The sequence below is a fragment of the Amycolatopsis sp. cg5 genome (assembly GCF_041346955.1).
Classification (GTDB): domain Bacteria; phylum Actinomycetota; class Actinomycetes; order Mycobacteriales; family Pseudonocardiaceae; genus Amycolatopsis.
Genome location: NZ_CP166849.1, coordinates 5,000,799 through 5,016,711 on the forward strand (window position 1 = coordinate 5,000,799; position 15,913 = coordinate 5,016,711).

General features: G+C 70.0%; 18 protein-coding genes. 4 read left to right on the forward strand and 14 right to left on the reverse strand.

Annotation, left to right across the window (positions count from 1 at the left end):
• Position 1: 1 nt before the first annotated feature.
• The 11 genes from AB5J62_RS22445 to AB5J62_RS22495 are packed head-to-tail and all read right to left on the reverse strand — an operon-like array spanning position 2 to position 9,139.
• On the reverse strand, positions 2-1,951 hold the full coding sequence (locus AB5J62_RS22445; RefSeq protein ID WP_370941871.1) for a putative baseplate assembly protein: 1,950 nt from the start codon (positions 1,949-1,951) through the stop codon (positions 2-4).
• A gap of 9 nt (positions 1,952-1,960) precedes the next feature.
• Positions 1,961-2,353, reverse strand: a complete 393-nt coding sequence (locus tag AB5J62_RS22450) for a GPW/gp25 family protein (RefSeq protein ID WP_370941872.1) — start codon at positions 2,351-2,353, stop codon at positions 1,961-1,963.
• A gap of 12 nt (positions 2,354-2,365) precedes the next feature.
• Positions 2,366-4,183 carry a VgrG-related protein gene (locus AB5J62_RS22455; protein WP_370941873.1) on the reverse strand — a complete coding sequence of 606 codons (1,818 nt, stop codon included), beginning with the start codon at positions 4,181-4,183 and terminating at the stop codon, positions 2,366-2,368.
• A complete protein-coding gene (locus AB5J62_RS22460) occupies positions 4,180-4,851 on the reverse strand; it encodes a LysM peptidoglycan-binding domain-containing protein (protein WP_370941874.1) in 672 nt (223 codons plus the stop codon). The genes AB5J62_RS22455 and AB5J62_RS22460 overlap by 4 nt, the downstream gene beginning before the upstream one ends.
• Positions 4,848-5,297 carry a phage tail protein gene (locus tag AB5J62_RS22465; RefSeq protein ID WP_370941875.1) on the reverse strand — a complete coding sequence of 150 codons (450 nt, stop codon included), beginning with the start codon at positions 5,295-5,297 and terminating at the stop codon, positions 4,848-4,850. Before AB5J62_RS22465 ends, AB5J62_RS22460 begins: the two co-directional genes overlap by 4 nt.
• On the reverse strand, positions 5,294-5,755 hold the full coding sequence (locus AB5J62_RS22470; RefSeq protein WP_370941876.1) for a phage tail protein: 462 nt from the start codon (positions 5,753-5,755) through the stop codon (positions 5,294-5,296). Before AB5J62_RS22470 ends, AB5J62_RS22465 begins: the two co-directional genes overlap by 4 nt.
• Complete coding sequence (locus AB5J62_RS22475; RefSeq protein WP_370941877.1) at positions 5,752-6,567, reverse strand: hypothetical protein; 816 nt, start codon at positions 6,565-6,567, stop codon at positions 5,752-5,754. Before AB5J62_RS22475 ends, AB5J62_RS22470 begins: the two co-directional genes overlap by 4 nt.
• A gap of 2 nt (positions 6,568-6,569) precedes the next feature.
• Positions 6,570-6,725: a DUF6760 family protein gene (locus tag AB5J62_RS22480; RefSeq protein WP_370941878.1), complete on the reverse strand. Its 156-nt coding sequence runs from the start codon at positions 6,723-6,725 to the stop codon at positions 6,570-6,572.
• Entirely contained in the window at positions 6,722-7,120 is a 399-nt protein-coding gene (locus AB5J62_RS22485; RefSeq protein WP_370941879.1) for a phage tail assembly protein, read from the reverse strand. The genes AB5J62_RS22480 and AB5J62_RS22485 overlap by 4 nt, the downstream gene beginning before the upstream one ends.
• Positions 7,117-7,584, reverse strand: a complete 468-nt coding sequence (locus tag AB5J62_RS22490) for a phage tail protein (protein WP_370941880.1) — start codon at positions 7,582-7,584, stop codon at positions 7,117-7,119. Before AB5J62_RS22490 ends, AB5J62_RS22485 begins: the two co-directional genes overlap by 4 nt.
• Positions 7,585-7,612: 28 nt before the next feature.
• Positions 7,613-9,139: a phage tail sheath family protein gene (locus AB5J62_RS22495; RefSeq protein ID WP_370941881.1), complete on the reverse strand. Its 1,527-nt coding sequence runs from the start codon at positions 9,137-9,139 to the stop codon at positions 7,613-7,615.
• 182 nt (positions 9,140-9,321) lie between these two features.
• Between AB5J62_RS22495 and AB5J62_RS22500 the strand changes: the two genes are divergently transcribed.
• The gene (locus AB5J62_RS22500; protein ID WP_370941882.1) at positions 9,322-9,840 is read left to right on the forward strand and encodes a Pvc16 family protein; all 519 of its coding nucleotides are present in this window, start codon (positions 9,322-9,324) and stop codon (positions 9,838-9,840) included.
• Positions 9,837-11,324, forward strand: coding sequence for a hypothetical protein (locus tag AB5J62_RS22505; RefSeq protein ID WP_370941883.1), 1,488 nt, complete (start codon positions 9,837-9,839; stop codon positions 11,322-11,324). The genes AB5J62_RS22500 and AB5J62_RS22505 overlap by 4 nt, the downstream gene beginning before the upstream one ends.
• On the opposite strand, the gene AB5J62_RS22510 is transcribed toward AB5J62_RS22505, so the two are convergent.
• Positions 11,284-12,153, reverse strand: coding sequence for a helix-turn-helix transcriptional regulator (locus AB5J62_RS22510; RefSeq protein ID WP_370941884.1), 870 nt, complete (start codon positions 12,151-12,153; stop codon positions 11,284-11,286). The two genes, AB5J62_RS22505 and AB5J62_RS22510, sit on opposite strands and share 41 nt — an antisense overlap.
• A gap of 99 nt (positions 12,154-12,252) precedes the next feature.
• On the opposite strand from AB5J62_RS22510, the gene AB5J62_RS22515 reads away from it, so the two are divergent.
• Positions 12,253-13,017, forward strand: coding sequence for an SDR family oxidoreductase (locus tag AB5J62_RS22515; RefSeq protein ID WP_370941885.1), 765 nt, complete (start codon positions 12,253-12,255; stop codon positions 13,015-13,017).
• Here AB5J62_RS22515 and AB5J62_RS22520 read toward each other — a convergent pair.
• The gene (locus tag AB5J62_RS22520) at positions 13,009-13,989 is read right to left on the reverse strand and encodes a hypothetical protein (protein WP_370941886.1); all 981 of its coding nucleotides are present in this window, start codon (positions 13,987-13,989) and stop codon (positions 13,009-13,011) included. The genes AB5J62_RS22515 and AB5J62_RS22520 overlap by 9 nt on opposite strands.
• A gap of 164 nt (positions 13,990-14,153) precedes the next feature.
• On the opposite strand from AB5J62_RS22520, the gene AB5J62_RS22525 reads away from it, so the two are divergent.
• Complete coding sequence (locus AB5J62_RS22525; RefSeq protein WP_370941887.1) at positions 14,154-14,960, forward strand: glycoside hydrolase family protein; 807 nt, start codon at positions 14,154-14,156, stop codon at positions 14,958-14,960.
• On the opposite strand, the gene AB5J62_RS22530 is transcribed toward AB5J62_RS22525, so the two are convergent.
• Complete coding sequence (locus AB5J62_RS22530; protein WP_370941888.1) at positions 14,942-15,859, reverse strand: LysR family transcriptional regulator; 918 nt, start codon at positions 15,857-15,859, stop codon at positions 14,942-14,944. The genes AB5J62_RS22525 and AB5J62_RS22530 overlap by 19 nt on opposite strands.
• Positions 15,860-15,913 lie beyond the last annotated feature (54 nt).

Below are 15,913 nucleotides of genomic sequence, written 5' to 3' on the forward strand. Positions count from 1 at the left end.
CTCAGGTCTCCTCCACCCGGATCTGATGGTCGAACGAGAACACCAGGCCGCCCTTGCCGACCGGCAGTTTCGCGGTCTCCTCACCACGGCGCCTGGTCACCGGGTCGGCGCCGAACATCCGGACGTCCTCGACGACGTCGACGCCGCGAACCCGTTGCAGGAGGCCGAAGATCTCGGCGCGCAGCACCTTCCGGCCGAACGTCCAGCCCTGGCCGCCGTCGCCGCCGGTGAGCGGGTTGAGGAACTCGTACAGCGCCTCCCGCGCCAGTTCGGCGACCGCGTCCACACTGACCCGCGGCCGGGCGACGAGCCTGGCCACCACCGTGACGCCCCGGTACTTGGGCGGTTCGACGAGCACCTTCGTGCCGACGAGGCGCACCTTGTCCAGCGCTTCGGCGACGCGCCGCAGCGTGTCGGCGGCGGGCACCAGGTCCTCGAAGTCGATGCGTCCTTTGTCGACGGTCACGGCGGGCACCACGAGCACCTTGACCGTGCCCTGTCCGACATCGCCCTCGCCCGCGGTCAGGCAGTGGACGCGGGCCGCCTCGGGCGCGGCCTCCGTGGCGATCGCCTCGTAGTCCTCCGCCGTCACCGCGCGGCTCCTGGTCCGCAGCATGATGGGGCCGCGTGCCTTCGCCTCGTCGAGTGTCTCGCCGTCCACCCCGCCCTGCGCGGGCCGCAGGTTCACGACACCGGCGACGAACGGGATCGACGACTTGAGTGTCGAAATCGTTCCTGTCGCGACGTTTCCCGTGGTCCCGCCACCGCAGAGGTACCGCCGGACCCGGACGGCGGCGCCGCGTGGCGGTATCGCGCCGTACTGCCGCACTCCCCCGTCCGGCAGCCGCACCGCCGGTCCCAGCTCGACCTCGCCCGCGACGGCGTCGAGAAGGAAATGCCGATCGTCCGGCGCGCTGGCGGCGAAGTGCTCGACCGCGGTCCACTCCTGCCAGCCGTCGTCCGTGCCCACCTCGAGCACCACCGGCTCGCGCCCGGCCAGCACCGGACGGCGACGCACCGGGAACCGTTGCCCTGGAACACCTTCCGCCGCGCCGAGCAGTTCGGACTCGACCAGCTCAGCGTTGACGGCCTGCGCGGTGCCACCGACCGTCGACACGGTCAGCCCGCGTACCACCGGGGACTCGCTGTACCCGGTCTGCCCGGACAGCGGTTCGGTCACCCGCACGCGCAGCCACCCCGCGCGCTCCCCGCCGACGACGCTCGCCGCGTGCCCGTCCGGGAGGTGCACGACGATCCGGCCCGCCTTGTTCAGCCCGCCGGTCTCGTCGGTCGTCGCCGGGCAGACAGCCCAGCCCGAGCCGTCCCACGCCTCCCATTCCAGCGGCGGATGCTTGGGGTTGACGCCGATGCCCCTGGTCTCGCCGAGGTAGTCGATACGCAGGGCGCAGCTCGGCGCCGGCTCGTTCAGCCCGATCAGGAACAGGTCGCCGATCGCCGGTGGCTGCCCGAAAACGGGGAACTCCGTGCCGAGTTCGAGGTCTTCGGTGTGTGCCGCGGTCTTGCCGTCCGCGTCTTCGCTGCGCGCGGCGATCAGCTCGGTGGGCACGATGGCCAGGTCGGCCAGCGTGGAGAACACCACGCTCTCGTCGCTTTCGGTGCGCAGCGTCGACGCCCTGGTGCCCGCGCGGACGACCAGCGTGCCCGAGGCGCTGGTGGTCAGCCAGAACGTGACCGGCGCGCGGGCGGGTGTCGGCGGCAGCAGCCGCAGGCCGAGCAGCTCCAGGAACTTGACGTACAACCGGTCCGGCACCCGGTTGAGCCGGTACGAGAGCTGCTCGACCATGAACGCGAAGGTCTCGATCAGCGTCACGCCGGGATCGGACACGTTGTGGTCCGTCCATTCCGGACAGTGGCGCTGGACGAACCGCTTCGCCTCGTCGACCAGGTCCTGGAACCGGCGGTCGTCGAGTGAGGGCGTGGGCAGTGGCACCGTCGCTCCTCACTCCGGGATGGAATAGAACGGGTGGACGAGGTTGCGCGGGTCGTTCTCGCCGCGCACGGTGTACCGGATGTCGATGAGCAGCCTGGTCTCCTCGTCGGGGTCCGGCGTGACGGCGACGTCGTGCACCTCGGCCCTGGGTTCCCACTGCGCCAGCGCCTGCCGGACCTCGCGCGCGATCGCGCCGAGCACGTCGGTGCTGGCGCCGTCGAAGACGTGGTCGCGCAGCAGGCAGCCGAACCGCGGCCGGAACGGGCGCTCGCCGGGATAGGTCGACAGGACGAGTGTCATCGCCTGTTCGATCTTGGCCGCGCCGCGCGCGACCGCGATGCCGCCGTTCGCGCTCACCCCGGCCGGGAACGACCAGCCGGCGCCGACGAAGTCGCCGTCCATCGCCACCTCCGTTCAGTTCAAGCGGATCTGCAGCCCTTTGATGGTCACCACGCCCTGGCTTTCGATGTCGATCGAGGTCGTGGCCTTGAGCACGAGCGCGGCGCCGCCGTCGATCGTCACGGCGCCCGCCGGGCTCGCGGACACCGTCACCTGCCCGGAAAGGCTGCCGATCGTCAGCTTCCCGGCGGGCGGCGCGCTCGTGCCCGGCACGGGATCGCAGCGCAGCGCGGCCGTGCACGCGACCTGGTCGAGTGACAACGCGACCTCGCCCGCCGTCGACCCGAGCCGGACGGCGGACGTCGCCGCCGGACCGGCCGCGGGTGGTGGTGGCAGCTCGTCGCTGAACACCAGGCCGTTGCCGGAGCCGGACATGAATCCCCGCCGCACCACGTCGCCCGCGGCCACGGCGGGCGCGCCGAGATCCCAGGTGGTGTGGTCGTTCACCAGGCCGCCGAAGACGTACGGGCGCCGCGGGTCGGCGAGCTCGAACGCGAGCAGCACCTCATCCCCGACCTCGGGCAGGAAGCAGGAGCCGGAGCGCGCGCCCGCCCCGAACTGGACGACCGGCGCCCAGTCGGTCTCGAAGGACGGCGACAGCCACGGCAGCACCGCCTTGACCCGGCCTTGGGCGAGCGGGTCGGCGCAGTTGCTGACGATCCCGCACACGACCCCGTCGATCCGTCCTCTGGTGACCGCGCGCGAGGTGAGCCCGAGCAGCGACCGGTCCTGCGCCCCGTGCGCGGCGAAGCTCGTCCGGTAGCCGTACTCGCTGTCGTCGAAGACGTGGGTCGTGCGCGTGACCAGCCACGGGCCGTCGAACCGGGCCTGCACACCGATCACTTCCAGCACCACCCCTGGCTGGATGGCCGCGTTCCCGATCGCCTCGCCTTCGGCCTCCGCGCAGGTGCCGCCCACCTGGTCCGCGAGCCCCCGCGCGGTGATCTCGGCGGCCGGCCGCGTCGCCGAACCGGTGGCGAGCGGCCGATCGGACACGACGAACGCGGTCGTGGCGGGTTCGGGACCGAGATACCGGGTCGCGGTCGTCCCGGTCACCGCGCCGAGGCCGGGTTCGACCGGGGTGAACGGCGCGCCCGCCTGGCTCGCGAGCGTGGCGGGCACCGCGATGGCCTCTGCCCGCACCGGGTCCCACACCCGCACCTCCACCCCGGTGGCCAGGTTCCCCGCCGTCAGCCTCGGCCGGAAGCCGAGCAGGTCCTTCGGATGACCCAGCGGCACCGGAACCGGGGTCGCCGGTCGGTCCACAGTGGACATCGGGCGGAAGTAGAAGGTCCCGTCGGCCACGCCGAGTTCGTAGCCGATCTCGGTGGCCCGGCCGGTCAGGAACTCCCAGTCGGTCTGGTTGACCTGGGCGAGGTACTCGAAGGCGGTGGCGGTCGGTTCGACGAGGCCCGGTTCGAGCCCGGCCTCGACGGCCAGCTGGACGGCGATGTCGGAGTCGGTCATGTTGAGGAAGGTCCGCGTGCGGCGCGCCCGCTGCAGCCGGTGCGCGGTGGTGTAGCCGCGCACGACGGTGGTGATCGACGAGCTGTGCAGCAGCCCTTCGAGCGCGGTCACCTCACCGGTGATCAGCCGCAGCTGCCGCGCTTGTTCGAGCGAGTTGCTCCAGACCTCCACGGCCGTCCCGATTTCGATGCCCGCTTGGGAAAGCGCGGTGCCGTCGTAGTCGGCGAACGCGATCTCGAACATCCCCGGCAACCGCAGATCGGCGTCGACGACCACGCGCTCGATCCGCGAGGCGACCGGCTCGGGCAGCGTGCGTCCCCCGGCCACCACCGTGGCCGTGATCCAGGGCAGGTTGATGCCGGTCACGGTGTCCTCAGCTCATCACGGGCCGGCAGGAACAGCTGCCGTCCCCAGCTCAGCCGCAGCGGATCGTCGATGCCGTTCGCGTCGGCGATCGCCCGCCATTCCTTCGGGCTGCCGTAGGCGGCCTGCGCGATGCGGGGCAGGTTGTCCTCGGCGACGACGGTATGCCGTCCACGCCCTGGAATGCCTCCTGACGACGGATTCTGGGGACTGGGCGGCACGTCGTATTCCTGCATGTCGAGCGACGCCAGCACCCTGACGGGCCTGCCGTTCGAGAGGAACCGCTCGTAGCTGAAACTGAACGCGGTCAGGAAGACCGTGAAGTCGAGCCCCGCGCTGCCGCCCCAGGCGAACCGCAGCGCCGGCAGGTAGTAGACGTTGGTCTTCTCCCCCGCGGTGAAGCCTTGTTCCACCGGCACCCGCCAGGCGAGCACCTGCTTGACCGACTGCTGCGCCGCAGGCCCGGCGAAGACGATGTCGCCGAGCGAGACGCTGGTGGCGGACACGGCCCTGATGGCCGCCTGGTGGTTCACGGCTTCGAGGCCGCCGCTGCGGCTGACGTAGTTGCTCGCCTGCTTGATCGTCACCTTGCCCGGGTTGAACTGGAAGCTCACCGTGGCGCTGCCGCCGGTCAGCTGGGTCAACGACGCGCGTTGGATCGGCGCGGTCACAGAAACCCCTTGTGCGTCAGCTCCAGCGCTTCGATCGCCACCGCGCTGTCCTTCGCCGAGAGCGTCGGCCCGGTCCAGGCGATGGGATACACCCCACGCAACGACCAGGTCAGCACGGTCTGCTGCGCGCCGTCCAAGAGCGTGATCTGCGCGGTCGACCCCGGGAAGATCTCGGCGGCCGCCTCGTCGAGCCAGCTCGTGTACGTCGACCGCAGCCAATTCTGCACGGTCTTGGAACTCGACGCGTCCATCGCCCGTTCCAGCGTGATCGGCGCGTACGAGAGCTCACCTGGCAGTATCTCTTCGTACTCCACGTTCCCGCTCTCCCGCAGGGTGTAGGGCTTGCAGGTGAGCTTCAATCCCTTGCAGCTGGCCCAGTTCCCGAGGTTGAGCCCGTCGACCACGACCCGGAACCGCATCGCCAGCCCGAGCCGCGGTGCCGTCATCGCGCGCCTCCGGTGGTCTCGTCGGCCAGGAATCCCGTGTGGACGATCTCCAGCGTCTCCAGCACGACCCGCGACTGGCCGATCGCGCTGAACTCCCCGATCGACCAGCCGACCGGGAAGAACCGCTTGAGCGTCCATTGCACGATCGGCCGATTCGTCCAGTCGACCAGCTGCACGCTCCCGCTCAACGGGGTCTCCCCGTTGGACGTCGCCGCGAGCCATCGCTGCACGGTTTCCGAGTCGGCGCAGGCGGCCCGGCTGAGCTTGACGTTCGGATACCTGGTCGTGCCCGGATGCACCCACACGGCGTTGCCCGTGTCACCGGCCCGGTACTCGCACAGCCCCCACGTCACCGCCAGCCCGCTCGCCGACGCCCAGCTGCCCAGGTCGTAGGCGCCCTGATCGATGACGACGAGGAAATGATGGGCGAGGCTGGCCAGATCGGCCGGGCCGGTCATGCGAAGTCCGCCAGCGTGCCCGAGCGCTCCCGGTCCACCAGCATCGTGTACCGCAGGCGCCGATGCAGCCGCTCGTACAGCTTGCCCGCCATCTCCTCGAGGTCATCGGAGGAATCGAGGTCGGCCCATCTCCTGGGCGGGTGCGCGACGAGACGCTGGACGAACTCCTCGAACGCCGGGCGCGGTTTCGGGTCCGGTGGCGGTCCGGCGAGGATGGGCGCCGCTCGCCCGGCGCCCTCCTCGTCGGCGTCATCGTCCACAGTGGACTCGTCTTCGGCCGGTCGCCGCCCCCGCAGCCCGTACCCGAGCCGCCTGCTCTCCGCCAGGCTCGCCCGGCGGACCGGAGTCTCCGGAACCGGCTCAGGGGGCGGGGACCAGTCGATGCCCGACGCCGCGTCACCCTTCAGCCGCATTTCGCGCAGCCACGGGTCCGGGCGCTGCGGTCGCTCGGGCACCCTCGGCCCGGACACGAACGGCTCAACCGCCGCGTTGAGCGAACCCGCCGAGCTCGAACGTCCCACCGAAGGCACCCGTCGGCGCGGGACAGCGGGCAACTCCGCGTCGTAAGCCGGCGGCTCGTCGAGCCGGGACGAGACCATGGAGACCAGTCCGGCCACCGAACCGCGCGGCCGGTCCGGTACGGGCGGCGCGGGCACGTCGAGGCGCAGCAACGACGAATCGAGAATCCCCCGTACCGCCGAGATCGTGAGGACGTCCTCCGTCAGCACGGTGCCGGGAAGAGGTGGCGGCAGCTTCACGCGTGCCCGCGGCCTGCCGCGGAGCCTGCGTTTACGCCGAAGTGACCATCGCATGCTCATACCTCGCCGGGTTCCGTGTCGAGCTTGCCGATTTCCGTCAGTACCTGCCGGCGGGAGCGGTGGTCGAGCCGGGCGATCTCGTCGAAGGACCAGTGCAGGTGATAGCCGATGTAGACGATCTCCTCCCACAGCCGGTCCGCGCGGCAGGTCACGATTCCCCCGGGGCATCGACCCCCGCGACGTCGACCACGAACTCGTGCGCGCAGGAGGGGCAGGTGACGTCCGCCTCGGTGTTGCCCGCCTGGTTGATCCGGCGGTAGAGGTCTTGCAGGAACGCCATGTCCGAGGCGAACAGGTGCTCGATGACGAACGGGTCCACCGGGCTGACCGAGCCGAGTGAGGTCACCGTCGAGGCGAGCAGGTACACCGACAGGTAGGCCGCGTTCTGCCGCACTTTCGGCTGCAGCTGGGCGCCGAGTTCGTCCTTGGCGGTGGCCAGGCGCATCGCGCCGCCACGGTGGAGTTCGCCCCGCTCGTCCACGTAACCGCGCGGCAGGACGAACGGATACTCGGTGCGCAGGTCCGCCGCGGCGGTCGCGGTCGTCAAGCCCGGCCTCCGGCGCTGAACTGGATGTGGTCGCATTTCAGCACGACCGTCATCGAGACCGTCTCACTCGATCCCGCCTTCAGCGCGTTCACGTCCAATTTGGACGGCCAGGCGTTCTCCAGCCGGTAGGTCGCCTTGGTGTTGCCCGCGGAGTCCTGCAGCATCAGGCTGCACGACTTCCGCGCGGTCGGGTCCTTCGCCTGGACGGCTTCGTGCCAGGCCCACAGGGTGCTGTCCTGGTCAAGGCCTCGTTTCAACGTGACCTCGCAGGGTTTGGTCTTCCCATAGAGCTTGGCCAGCGAAACGCCGGATTTCGTCGCCGAGACGTACTCCGCCTCCTCGACCTCCATCTTGATCCCGCTCAGTTCGGAGAACGCGATGTTGGTCGTGTCACCGCTGACCCCCGAGATGCTGATGACGAACCGGGCGGCGCTGATCGCGTTGTGCGCGATGCTGGAAGTCATTCGCCCATCTCCTTTCTTCGGAAAAGAACTACTCTTCGAGCGCCGCGCCCTGCGCGAACTGAGAAATCCTGAACACGACGAACTCGGCGGGTTTGACGGGCGCGATCCCGATCTCGACGAACAGGGTGCCCGCGTCCCGGCTTTCCGGCGGGTTGTTCTCCCCGTCGCATTTGACGTAGAAGGCCTCGGTGGGTGTCCGCCCGATCAACGCGCCACTGCGCCAGACCTGCCGGAGGAACATCGTGATCGTCCGGCTGACGGACTCCCAGAGATATTCGTCGTTCGGCTCGAAGACGACCCAGTTGGTGCCGAGCAGGATGGACTTTTCGACGAAGTTGAACAGCCTGCGGACGTTCACGTACCGCCACAGCGGATCGCTCGCCAGTGTCCGCGCGCCCCACACCCGGATCCCCTGGCCGGGAAACGCCCTGATGCAGTTCACCCCGATCGGGTTCAGCAGATCCTGCTCGCCCTTCGTGATCATCGTCTCCGGCGCGATGACCCCTCGCAGCACTTCGTTGGCAGGCGCCTTGTGCACGCCCCTGGTGTCGTCGTTGCGCGCCCACACCCCGGCGAGATGGCCACTCGGCGGCACGATCACCGGCGCGCCACTCAACGGGTCCATGATCCGCAGCCATGGCCAGTACAGCGCGGCGTACTTGGAGTCGTAGCCAGCCAGCTCGGTCCGCCACTCCGCGGCCCGCTGCGCGCCGAGCCCCGGCGGCGGATCCAGCACGGCCACCCGGTCGGCCATCAGCTCGCAGTGCGCGATCATCGCCAGCTGCACGGCTTTGAGCCCGTCGTCGTCGACCAGCCCGCGCTGGTACGCGGACATGAGGTCCGGCACGCACAGCATGGTGACTTCTTCGACGGCTTCGAGACCGCTGAAGCCCGTGCGGTCCCCCGTGTCGCCGATGTAATCCTTGCTGTCAACGGGTTTCGGCTGGTTGCCGCCCGCGAGCTGGATCCGCGTGCCGGTCTTGGGCATCGGCAGCCTGCCGTCCTTGGCCGCCACCAGCTCGATCAGCTTGGACTGCTTCGCCAGCACGCCGAGCACGTTGGCAGGCCCGCGGCGGACGGTGAGGTTGTCGAAGGTCTCCTCGGTCTTGCCGTTGCGCTGCACCTCGATCTTGAAGGCATCCGGTGATTTCTGGGTGGCTTCCTCCACAGTGACGACCAGCGCGTTCCCGCCTGTGCCCGCCGCGAGCGCCCGCACACTGAGTGAGGCCTTGCTTTCCGGTTCGGCGGCGGGGATCTCCGCGCCTGCGCACAAGGCGACACGTTCACCGTCGCCGCCGGGCAGCCGGACGATGTAGGCGGAGCCACCGCCGTTGAGGAAATAGCCGTAGACCGCGTGCGGCAGGTAGGCCCCGTCGATGAAACCGCCGAAGGCCTTGGTGAACTGGGTCCAGTTCGTCACCAGTGTCGGCTGGTGCACCGGGCCCCTCTCGGCGAACCCGACGAAGCCCGCGACCGCCGTCCCGACGCCTTCGATCGGCCGCGACCCCGACGAGACCTCTTCGACATAGACACCTGGTGACAGATACGTGGGCATCGCCGCTCCCCGATGATCGTGCCTGGACGAGATCGAGCATCGCAGCGTCCCGGCGGCGGCGAGACGAGCGCGCGACCACTGCCGCGGACACTCCGGAATGCCCGTGCGGACCAGCTTTTCCGGCCACGGCCGTTGCCCCCGCGTCCCTCCCGCCGCGACGGCGCCGCGGAAAGACTGACCGGATGATCGAGGAGGTCGACGCGTCGGTGGCCGCCTGGCTCGGCGCCGGGCTGCCCGCCGGCGTGGCGATCTCGTTCGATCGGCCACGCTCGCGGCCGGGACCGTCGATCGGCCTGTTCCTGTTCCGGATCAGGGCGGAGCAACCCGGCGGGCCGCTGCGGGTGCGCGACGGTGACGGCAGGCTGTCCGGCACGCGGCTGCCCGTCCGGCACTACCGGCTGTCCTATCTGGTCACCGCGTCGGCCGTGGACGGCCGGGCCGAGCACCGGCTGCTCGGGGCGGTGCTGATGCGGCACGCGGAGGCGCCGGTGCTGCCCGAGGACTGCCTGCGCGGGTTCCTGCGGGAAGTCGGCACGCCGCTCTCGCTGACGCTGGGCGCCGACGTCACGCCGCTGGAGTCGATGCGCTCGCCGGTCGTGCTGAGCCTGACGGTGCCCGTCACGCCCGCGCTCACGGCGGTCACCACACCCGCGGTGACCGGCATCGACCTGCGGCACGCCGAGAACCGGGGGTCATCGTGATCCAGCACCTCGTCAGGCTCATCGCGAGCGCCGTTCTCGTCTTCGCGCTCGCTCCGCCGTTCGAGACCGTGGTCAACGGTGATTTCCTCTACACGGACGGCAGCGCGCCAGTCACCATCCCCGCGGGCACGCGCGTCACCCAGGCTCGGCTCACCGGCTCGTGCGCCGAAACAGCGACCTTCACCTGGCAGGGCGGAACGAGCTCCGCGCGACCCGATCAGCTCGCCTTGATCGACCACCTACCGAGGGGAATCCCGATGACCGTGACCGTCGGCAACGACTGGGCGGCCTTCGGCTCGATGTGCACCGGCTGGTCACTCATCCTCGGCTACGAGTCCGGCGAACCGCGCGACCGGCCCTCGCTCGCGCTCGGCCTGACGACCGACGGCCTGCCCGTGCGCCCCGGCGCCGCCGTCCCGATCACCATCGACGTCACCAACACCGGCGCCGATCTCGACCTGCGCGAGGTCACCGTGTCGCAGCTCGGCGGCACCGCCTGCGCGCCCGCGCCGATCGGCGACCTCGCACCCGGCGCCCACGCGCCGGCTTCGTGCACCGTCACCGCCGGGCAGGCCGACTTCGCAGTGACGCTCAAGGTGACCGGAACGGCCGCCGACGGGACCACGGCCACGATCGCGGCGACGACCGCGATCCGCGTGATCCACCCGGACCTGTCGGTGACGATCACGCCGAAGGCCGATCCGGTCGGGCCTGCCGCACCGATCGCGTTCACCGTCACCGTTTCCAACGACAGCACGGACACCAAGCTCACCGATCTCGTCGTGACGACACCCGACACACCGTGCGCCGCGCCGCCGACGACGCTGGAGCCGGGCGCCCGCTCGACCTACGAATGCCAGGTCACCCCACCGGGCGGCGCCGGAACGCACACCACGACAGTCACCGCGACCGGGACCGCCGACGACCGGAAACCGGTCGGTTCCACCGCTTCGGCGACCGTCCACATCGACGCGCCGAAACCGGCGCTGCGGATCACCAAGACCTCGGACACGCCGAAGACGACGGCGGGCGGCCTGGTCACGTTCACCGTGGAGATCGAGAACACCGGCAACGTCCCGCTGACCGTCGAGGTGACCGACGCGTCGGCACCCGACTGCGGCATCTCCGTCCCAGCGCCCGGTCTCGCGATCGGCGGCCACCGTCAGCAGTCCTGCACCGTGACCCCCGCGGTGATCGGCACACTGTCCAATGTGGCCACCTTCACCGCACGCGGCCCTGGCGCGACCGGCGAACCCCTCACCGGAACCAGCGAGACCGTCGAGGTGGCCGTCGATCCGCCCGCCTCGACGACCTCGGGCGCGTCTGAGTCCAGCAGCGGCGCGAGCTCTCCTGCCCCCGAAGACTCGGGCGGCCAAGGCGGCGCGCTGGCGTCGACCGGTTTTTCCGTCGCGGACCCCGTGCTGGCGGGCTTCGGGCTGCTGCTCAGCGGTTCCTTGCTGTGTCTGGCAAGCCGTCGCCGGTGAACCGCTCGTGCCCGAGCACGCCCAGCAGTTGCAGCTTCTCGAACGCCTCGGTGCGCGGCGGCGCGGTCAGCACGAGCAGCGCCTGCGACTGGTCTTCGGTGAACAACGCCTGGCAGTCCACCTCGATCTCGCCGAGCTGCGGGTGGATCAGCACCTTGTGGTCCTCAAAGCGCTTGGCGACCTCGTGCCGCTCCCACAGTTCCGCGAACTCGGGACTCTCCTTGCCGAGCGCCCTGACGAGTTCACCCGCCCGTGAGTGCGGGCCCATCGAGCCGTGCGCGGCACGCAGGCTCGCGACCAGCGCCCGGCTCTGGCGGTTGCGGTAGTGCTCCGGGTAGATGCGGCGCTCGCGGGGATCGGTGAACCAGCGGTAGATCTCGCTGCGGGCGAGCCCGGTGAGACCGGATTTGTCGCCGTAGAGCGCTTCGGCGAAGCGGTTCTGGACCAGGATCTCGCCGAGGTTGGACAGGATCAGCGCCGGTGTGTCCGACAGCCGGTCGAGCACGCGCAGCAACGCGGGCGCGACGTGGGTCGCCGTCACCGCCTGCGAAGGGGCGTTGCGGCCCGCGACCTGGAAGAGGTAGTCACGCTCGTCGCCGCTCAGCCGCAGCGCGCGGGCCAGTGCCGCCAGCATCTGCTCGCTCGGCTGCGGACCGCGCTGCTGCTCCAGGCGCGTGTAGTAGTCGGTGGACATCGAGGCCAGCGACGCGACCTCCTCACGCCGCAGACCGGGCGCCCGCCTGCGCGCACCCGGCCCGAGTCCGACGTCCTCCGGCCGCAGCTCTTCCCTGCGGCGGCGCAGGAACGCCGCCAGCTCCGCACGATCCATGCCTCCAGTATCCCGCTCCGGCCGGCGCGAACCAGGGACCGCCGATCCCCCGATGAGTGCTCTCTGCCGCCGCACGGCCCGCTGCCCGAGACTCGAAGCATGGACATCAGCGGAAACACCATCTTCATCCCCGGCGCCACCAGCGGCATCGGCCTGGCACTCGCGCTCGCTCTCGAAGCACGCGGCAACACCGTGATCGTCGGCGGACGGCGCGCCGGACTGCTCGAGAAGATCGGCGCCGAGCACGGCCTCGGCACCGTCCAGATCGACACCGCCGACGCCGAGAACATCCAGTCCGCCGCCAAGCAGGTGCTCGCCCGCTACCCGGATCTCAACGTGCTCGTCACCATGGCGGGCGTCATGCGCGTCGAGGACTGGCACCGGCCCGAGACGTTCCTCGAGTCGGCCGAAGGCATCGTCACGACGAACGTGCTCGGCCCGATCCGGCTGATCGCCGCCTTCGTGGAGCACCTGCAGACCCGGCCGGACGCCACCATCATGACCGTCTCATCAGGACTCGCCTTCGCGCCGCTCAAGGTGACGCCGAGCTACAACGCGTCCAAAGCCGCCATGCACATGCTCAGCGAGTCGCTGCGGCTGCAGCTGGCCGACACGTCCGTGCGCGTGCTCGAACTGGAGCCGCCGTCGGTCCGCACCGAGCTCATGCCCGGCCAAGCCGACAACGAGCACGCGATGCCGCTCGACGAGTTCATCGCCGAGGTCATGTCGATCCTGGAGACCCGGCCCGAGGCCGACGAGATCCAGGTCGAGCGGGTCAAGTTCCTGCGCTACGGCGAAGTCCGGGGCGACTACCGGCAGGTCGTCGCGACGCTCAACGCCACCGACCCGCACGGGTCAGCGTGACGCCTCGACGAACGGCGCCAGCAGCGCGCGGTAGCTCTCGTTCGTCGGCCCCAAAACGGTGCTGGACGTCGAGTTCCGCGGCTCGGACAGTGGCACCCGGATGACAGGCGAGCACTCGTCCGAATCGCTGCCGTCGACGCGGACCGTGCCCACGAACGCGGCGGTCTGGGCTTCGTAGAGGTCCACCCGATAACGACCCTGGACCGACTCGGTGTGATGGCCACCCTCGTAGGCGCAGGACTTCAACGCCTTGCCCGTGTCCACGAGTACCGCGCAGCCGACCAGCTGCACCTGGTCGGGCTCGACGACCGGATCCGACGTGTACCCGCCACCGGATGCCTCGAACACGACCGCCGGGTGCGGCGCGGAACCGGTGTAGGCCGCGGTCCGGCCGAACGAACGGCCCTTCTCGCACATCCGCGCGAACTGGCCGGTCGTCATCGGCCGTTCACCGACCAGGTAGGTCGCCGCGATCGGGACGGCGGCGAACCAGGTCGCGGCGGCCGTGGTCAGCACGACGAGCGCCAGCAGCGCGAGGCGCCGCGAGGTCCACTGTCCGGCCGGCGCGTGGCGGCGTATCGAGGCACGGACGTCGCCCGCGCAGCACGTCGCCTCGACGCGGCGATCGGGAGCTTCGGCCCAGGTCGCGGTCCATACTTGGCGGCTCGTCCAGCCGACGAGCCCGCCCTGGGCCACGCCGATCCACTGGCGGCCGTCGAGCGTCGGGCCCAGGTGCGTCCAGAGGTAGGCCAGCCCGGCGAGCAACGCCCAGCCGAGCATCGGCCACTGCCAGGTCGTGGAGTTCTCCGACCGCTGGATGAGCGTCACGATCGCGGCCGGAACGGACCCGATCGCCACCAGCGCCCACAGCACCTGAACCCGGGCGTGCCCGCGATGGATCCGGACGATCTCGCCCAGCCCGGCCGCGCGCGCCGCCTCGGCGATCGCGCGACGCCGACGTACCGGCCCCAACCCCGAACCCCTCTCGTTTCGCACGAGGATAAGACGGCCGGTACAGCGCCGATACAGCGTCCCTAAGGGCCACGCGGGTTCCCGTTCGGGCAATCATGCTCGCGGTTCTCCGGCCGCCGCCGGAAAATCACGAACCAGCAGCCTTTCTGAATGGGAGCACCACCATGCGCGCACCACGCAGAATGTTCCTCGCCGCCGCCGTCGCACTGGCCGCCACGGTTCTCGTGCCGCAGGCCGAGGCGGCGGCTTCGAAAAAGGGAGTGAGCGCGGCGAATGTCGCGGGCTCCGCCGCCGCGATGCGCGACGTGCGCGCCTCCTGGTACTACACCTGGGCCTCGGGCACCGAAGGGATCGCCACCCCGGCGGGCGTCGAGTTCGTCCCGATGATCTGGGGCCGGGGCTCGGTCACGAAAACCCAGCTGGACCAGGCCAAGAAGCTCGGGAAAGCGTTGCTGGCGTTCAACGAGCCGGACATGCAGGGCCAGGCCAACATGTCCGTGGACGAGGCGTTGCGGCTGTGGCCGCAGCTGCAGTCGACCGGCCTGCGGCTGAGCGCACCGGCGGTGGCCTATGGCGGCGACACGCCCGGCGGCTGGCTCGACCGGTTCATGTCCGGCGCCGCCGCACGCGGCTATCGGGTCGACTTCATTCCCCTGCATTGGTACGGCGGTGATTTCTCGGCCAATGCCACGAATCAGCTCAAGGGATACCTGCAGAACGTCTACAACCGCTACCACAAACCGATCTGGCTGACCGAATACGCGCTCATCGATTTCTCCCGCCCGCAGCCGGTTTATCCGTCGCAGAACCAGCAGTCGGACTTCGTCACCAAGTCGACGGCGATGCTGCGAAGCCTTTCATTCGTGGAACGCTATGCGTGGTTCTCGCTTTCCACCGCGACCACCCGCACCGGACTGTATTCGAACACCACGCCCAACCAGAGCGGCGTCGCCTATCGCAACGCGGCCTGAGCTTCCAGTCGCCCGCGCAGCCACTGGTGCGCGGGCGACAGCACGTCGCGCGGATGCCAGAACATGGCCAGGTTCAGCTTCGGCGGCTCGATCGTCATCGGCACCTCGCGCAGCCCGAGCATCGGGCCGAACCGCTCGAACAACCGGCGCTGCGTCAACGTGATCAGCTCGGAGCCCGACACCAGCTGCAGCGCGAGCATGAACGAGTCGACGGTGATCACCACCGGCTGATTCACCATCTGCTCGTTCAGCCTGATCGTGGACACCGCCCGGCTCGGCCCCGCGACGGCGACCGCGGGCGCCGTCGCCAGCGCCTCGGCCGTCAGCAGCTCGCCGACGCCGTCGTTGTCCTTGTCGGCGACCGCGATGAACTCGTCGTCGAACAACGCGGCGTGCGGAAAGTTGAGCAGCTCGGGATCGGCCAACTGCAACGGCCAGATCAGCAGGTCACAGCGACGGGACCGCAGCAGCGTGAGCAGATCGGCCGAATGCGGCTCGATCGTCACACGCACGCCCGGCGCCTCGGCCTCCAGGCCACGCAGCGCGGGCCGCAGCAAGACGGTGGCCGCGTAGTCGCTGGCCATCACGGTGAACGTGCGCTGGTCGGCGCCGGGATCGAACGTCCGCCCGGCGGCCAGCGCCTCCCGCGCCGCGATCAACGCCGCCTGCACCGGCGCGCGCAGCGATTCGGCGAACGGGGTGAGCACGAGCGTCCGGCCTTCACGCACCAGCAGCGGGTCGTCGAAATGCCGGCGTAGCCTGGCCAAGGTGGCACTCATGGTCGGCTGGGCCATCACCAGGCGCTCGGCCGCTTTGGTGACATTTCGCTCCAGCAGCAGCGCGTTGAGCGGGATCAGCAAATTGAGATCCAGCCTGCCCCACTCATTGTTCTCAGCCACCGGATGATCTTACTGCGCAGGTCAGGACAACTATCACCAGCGCCTATACCTCGC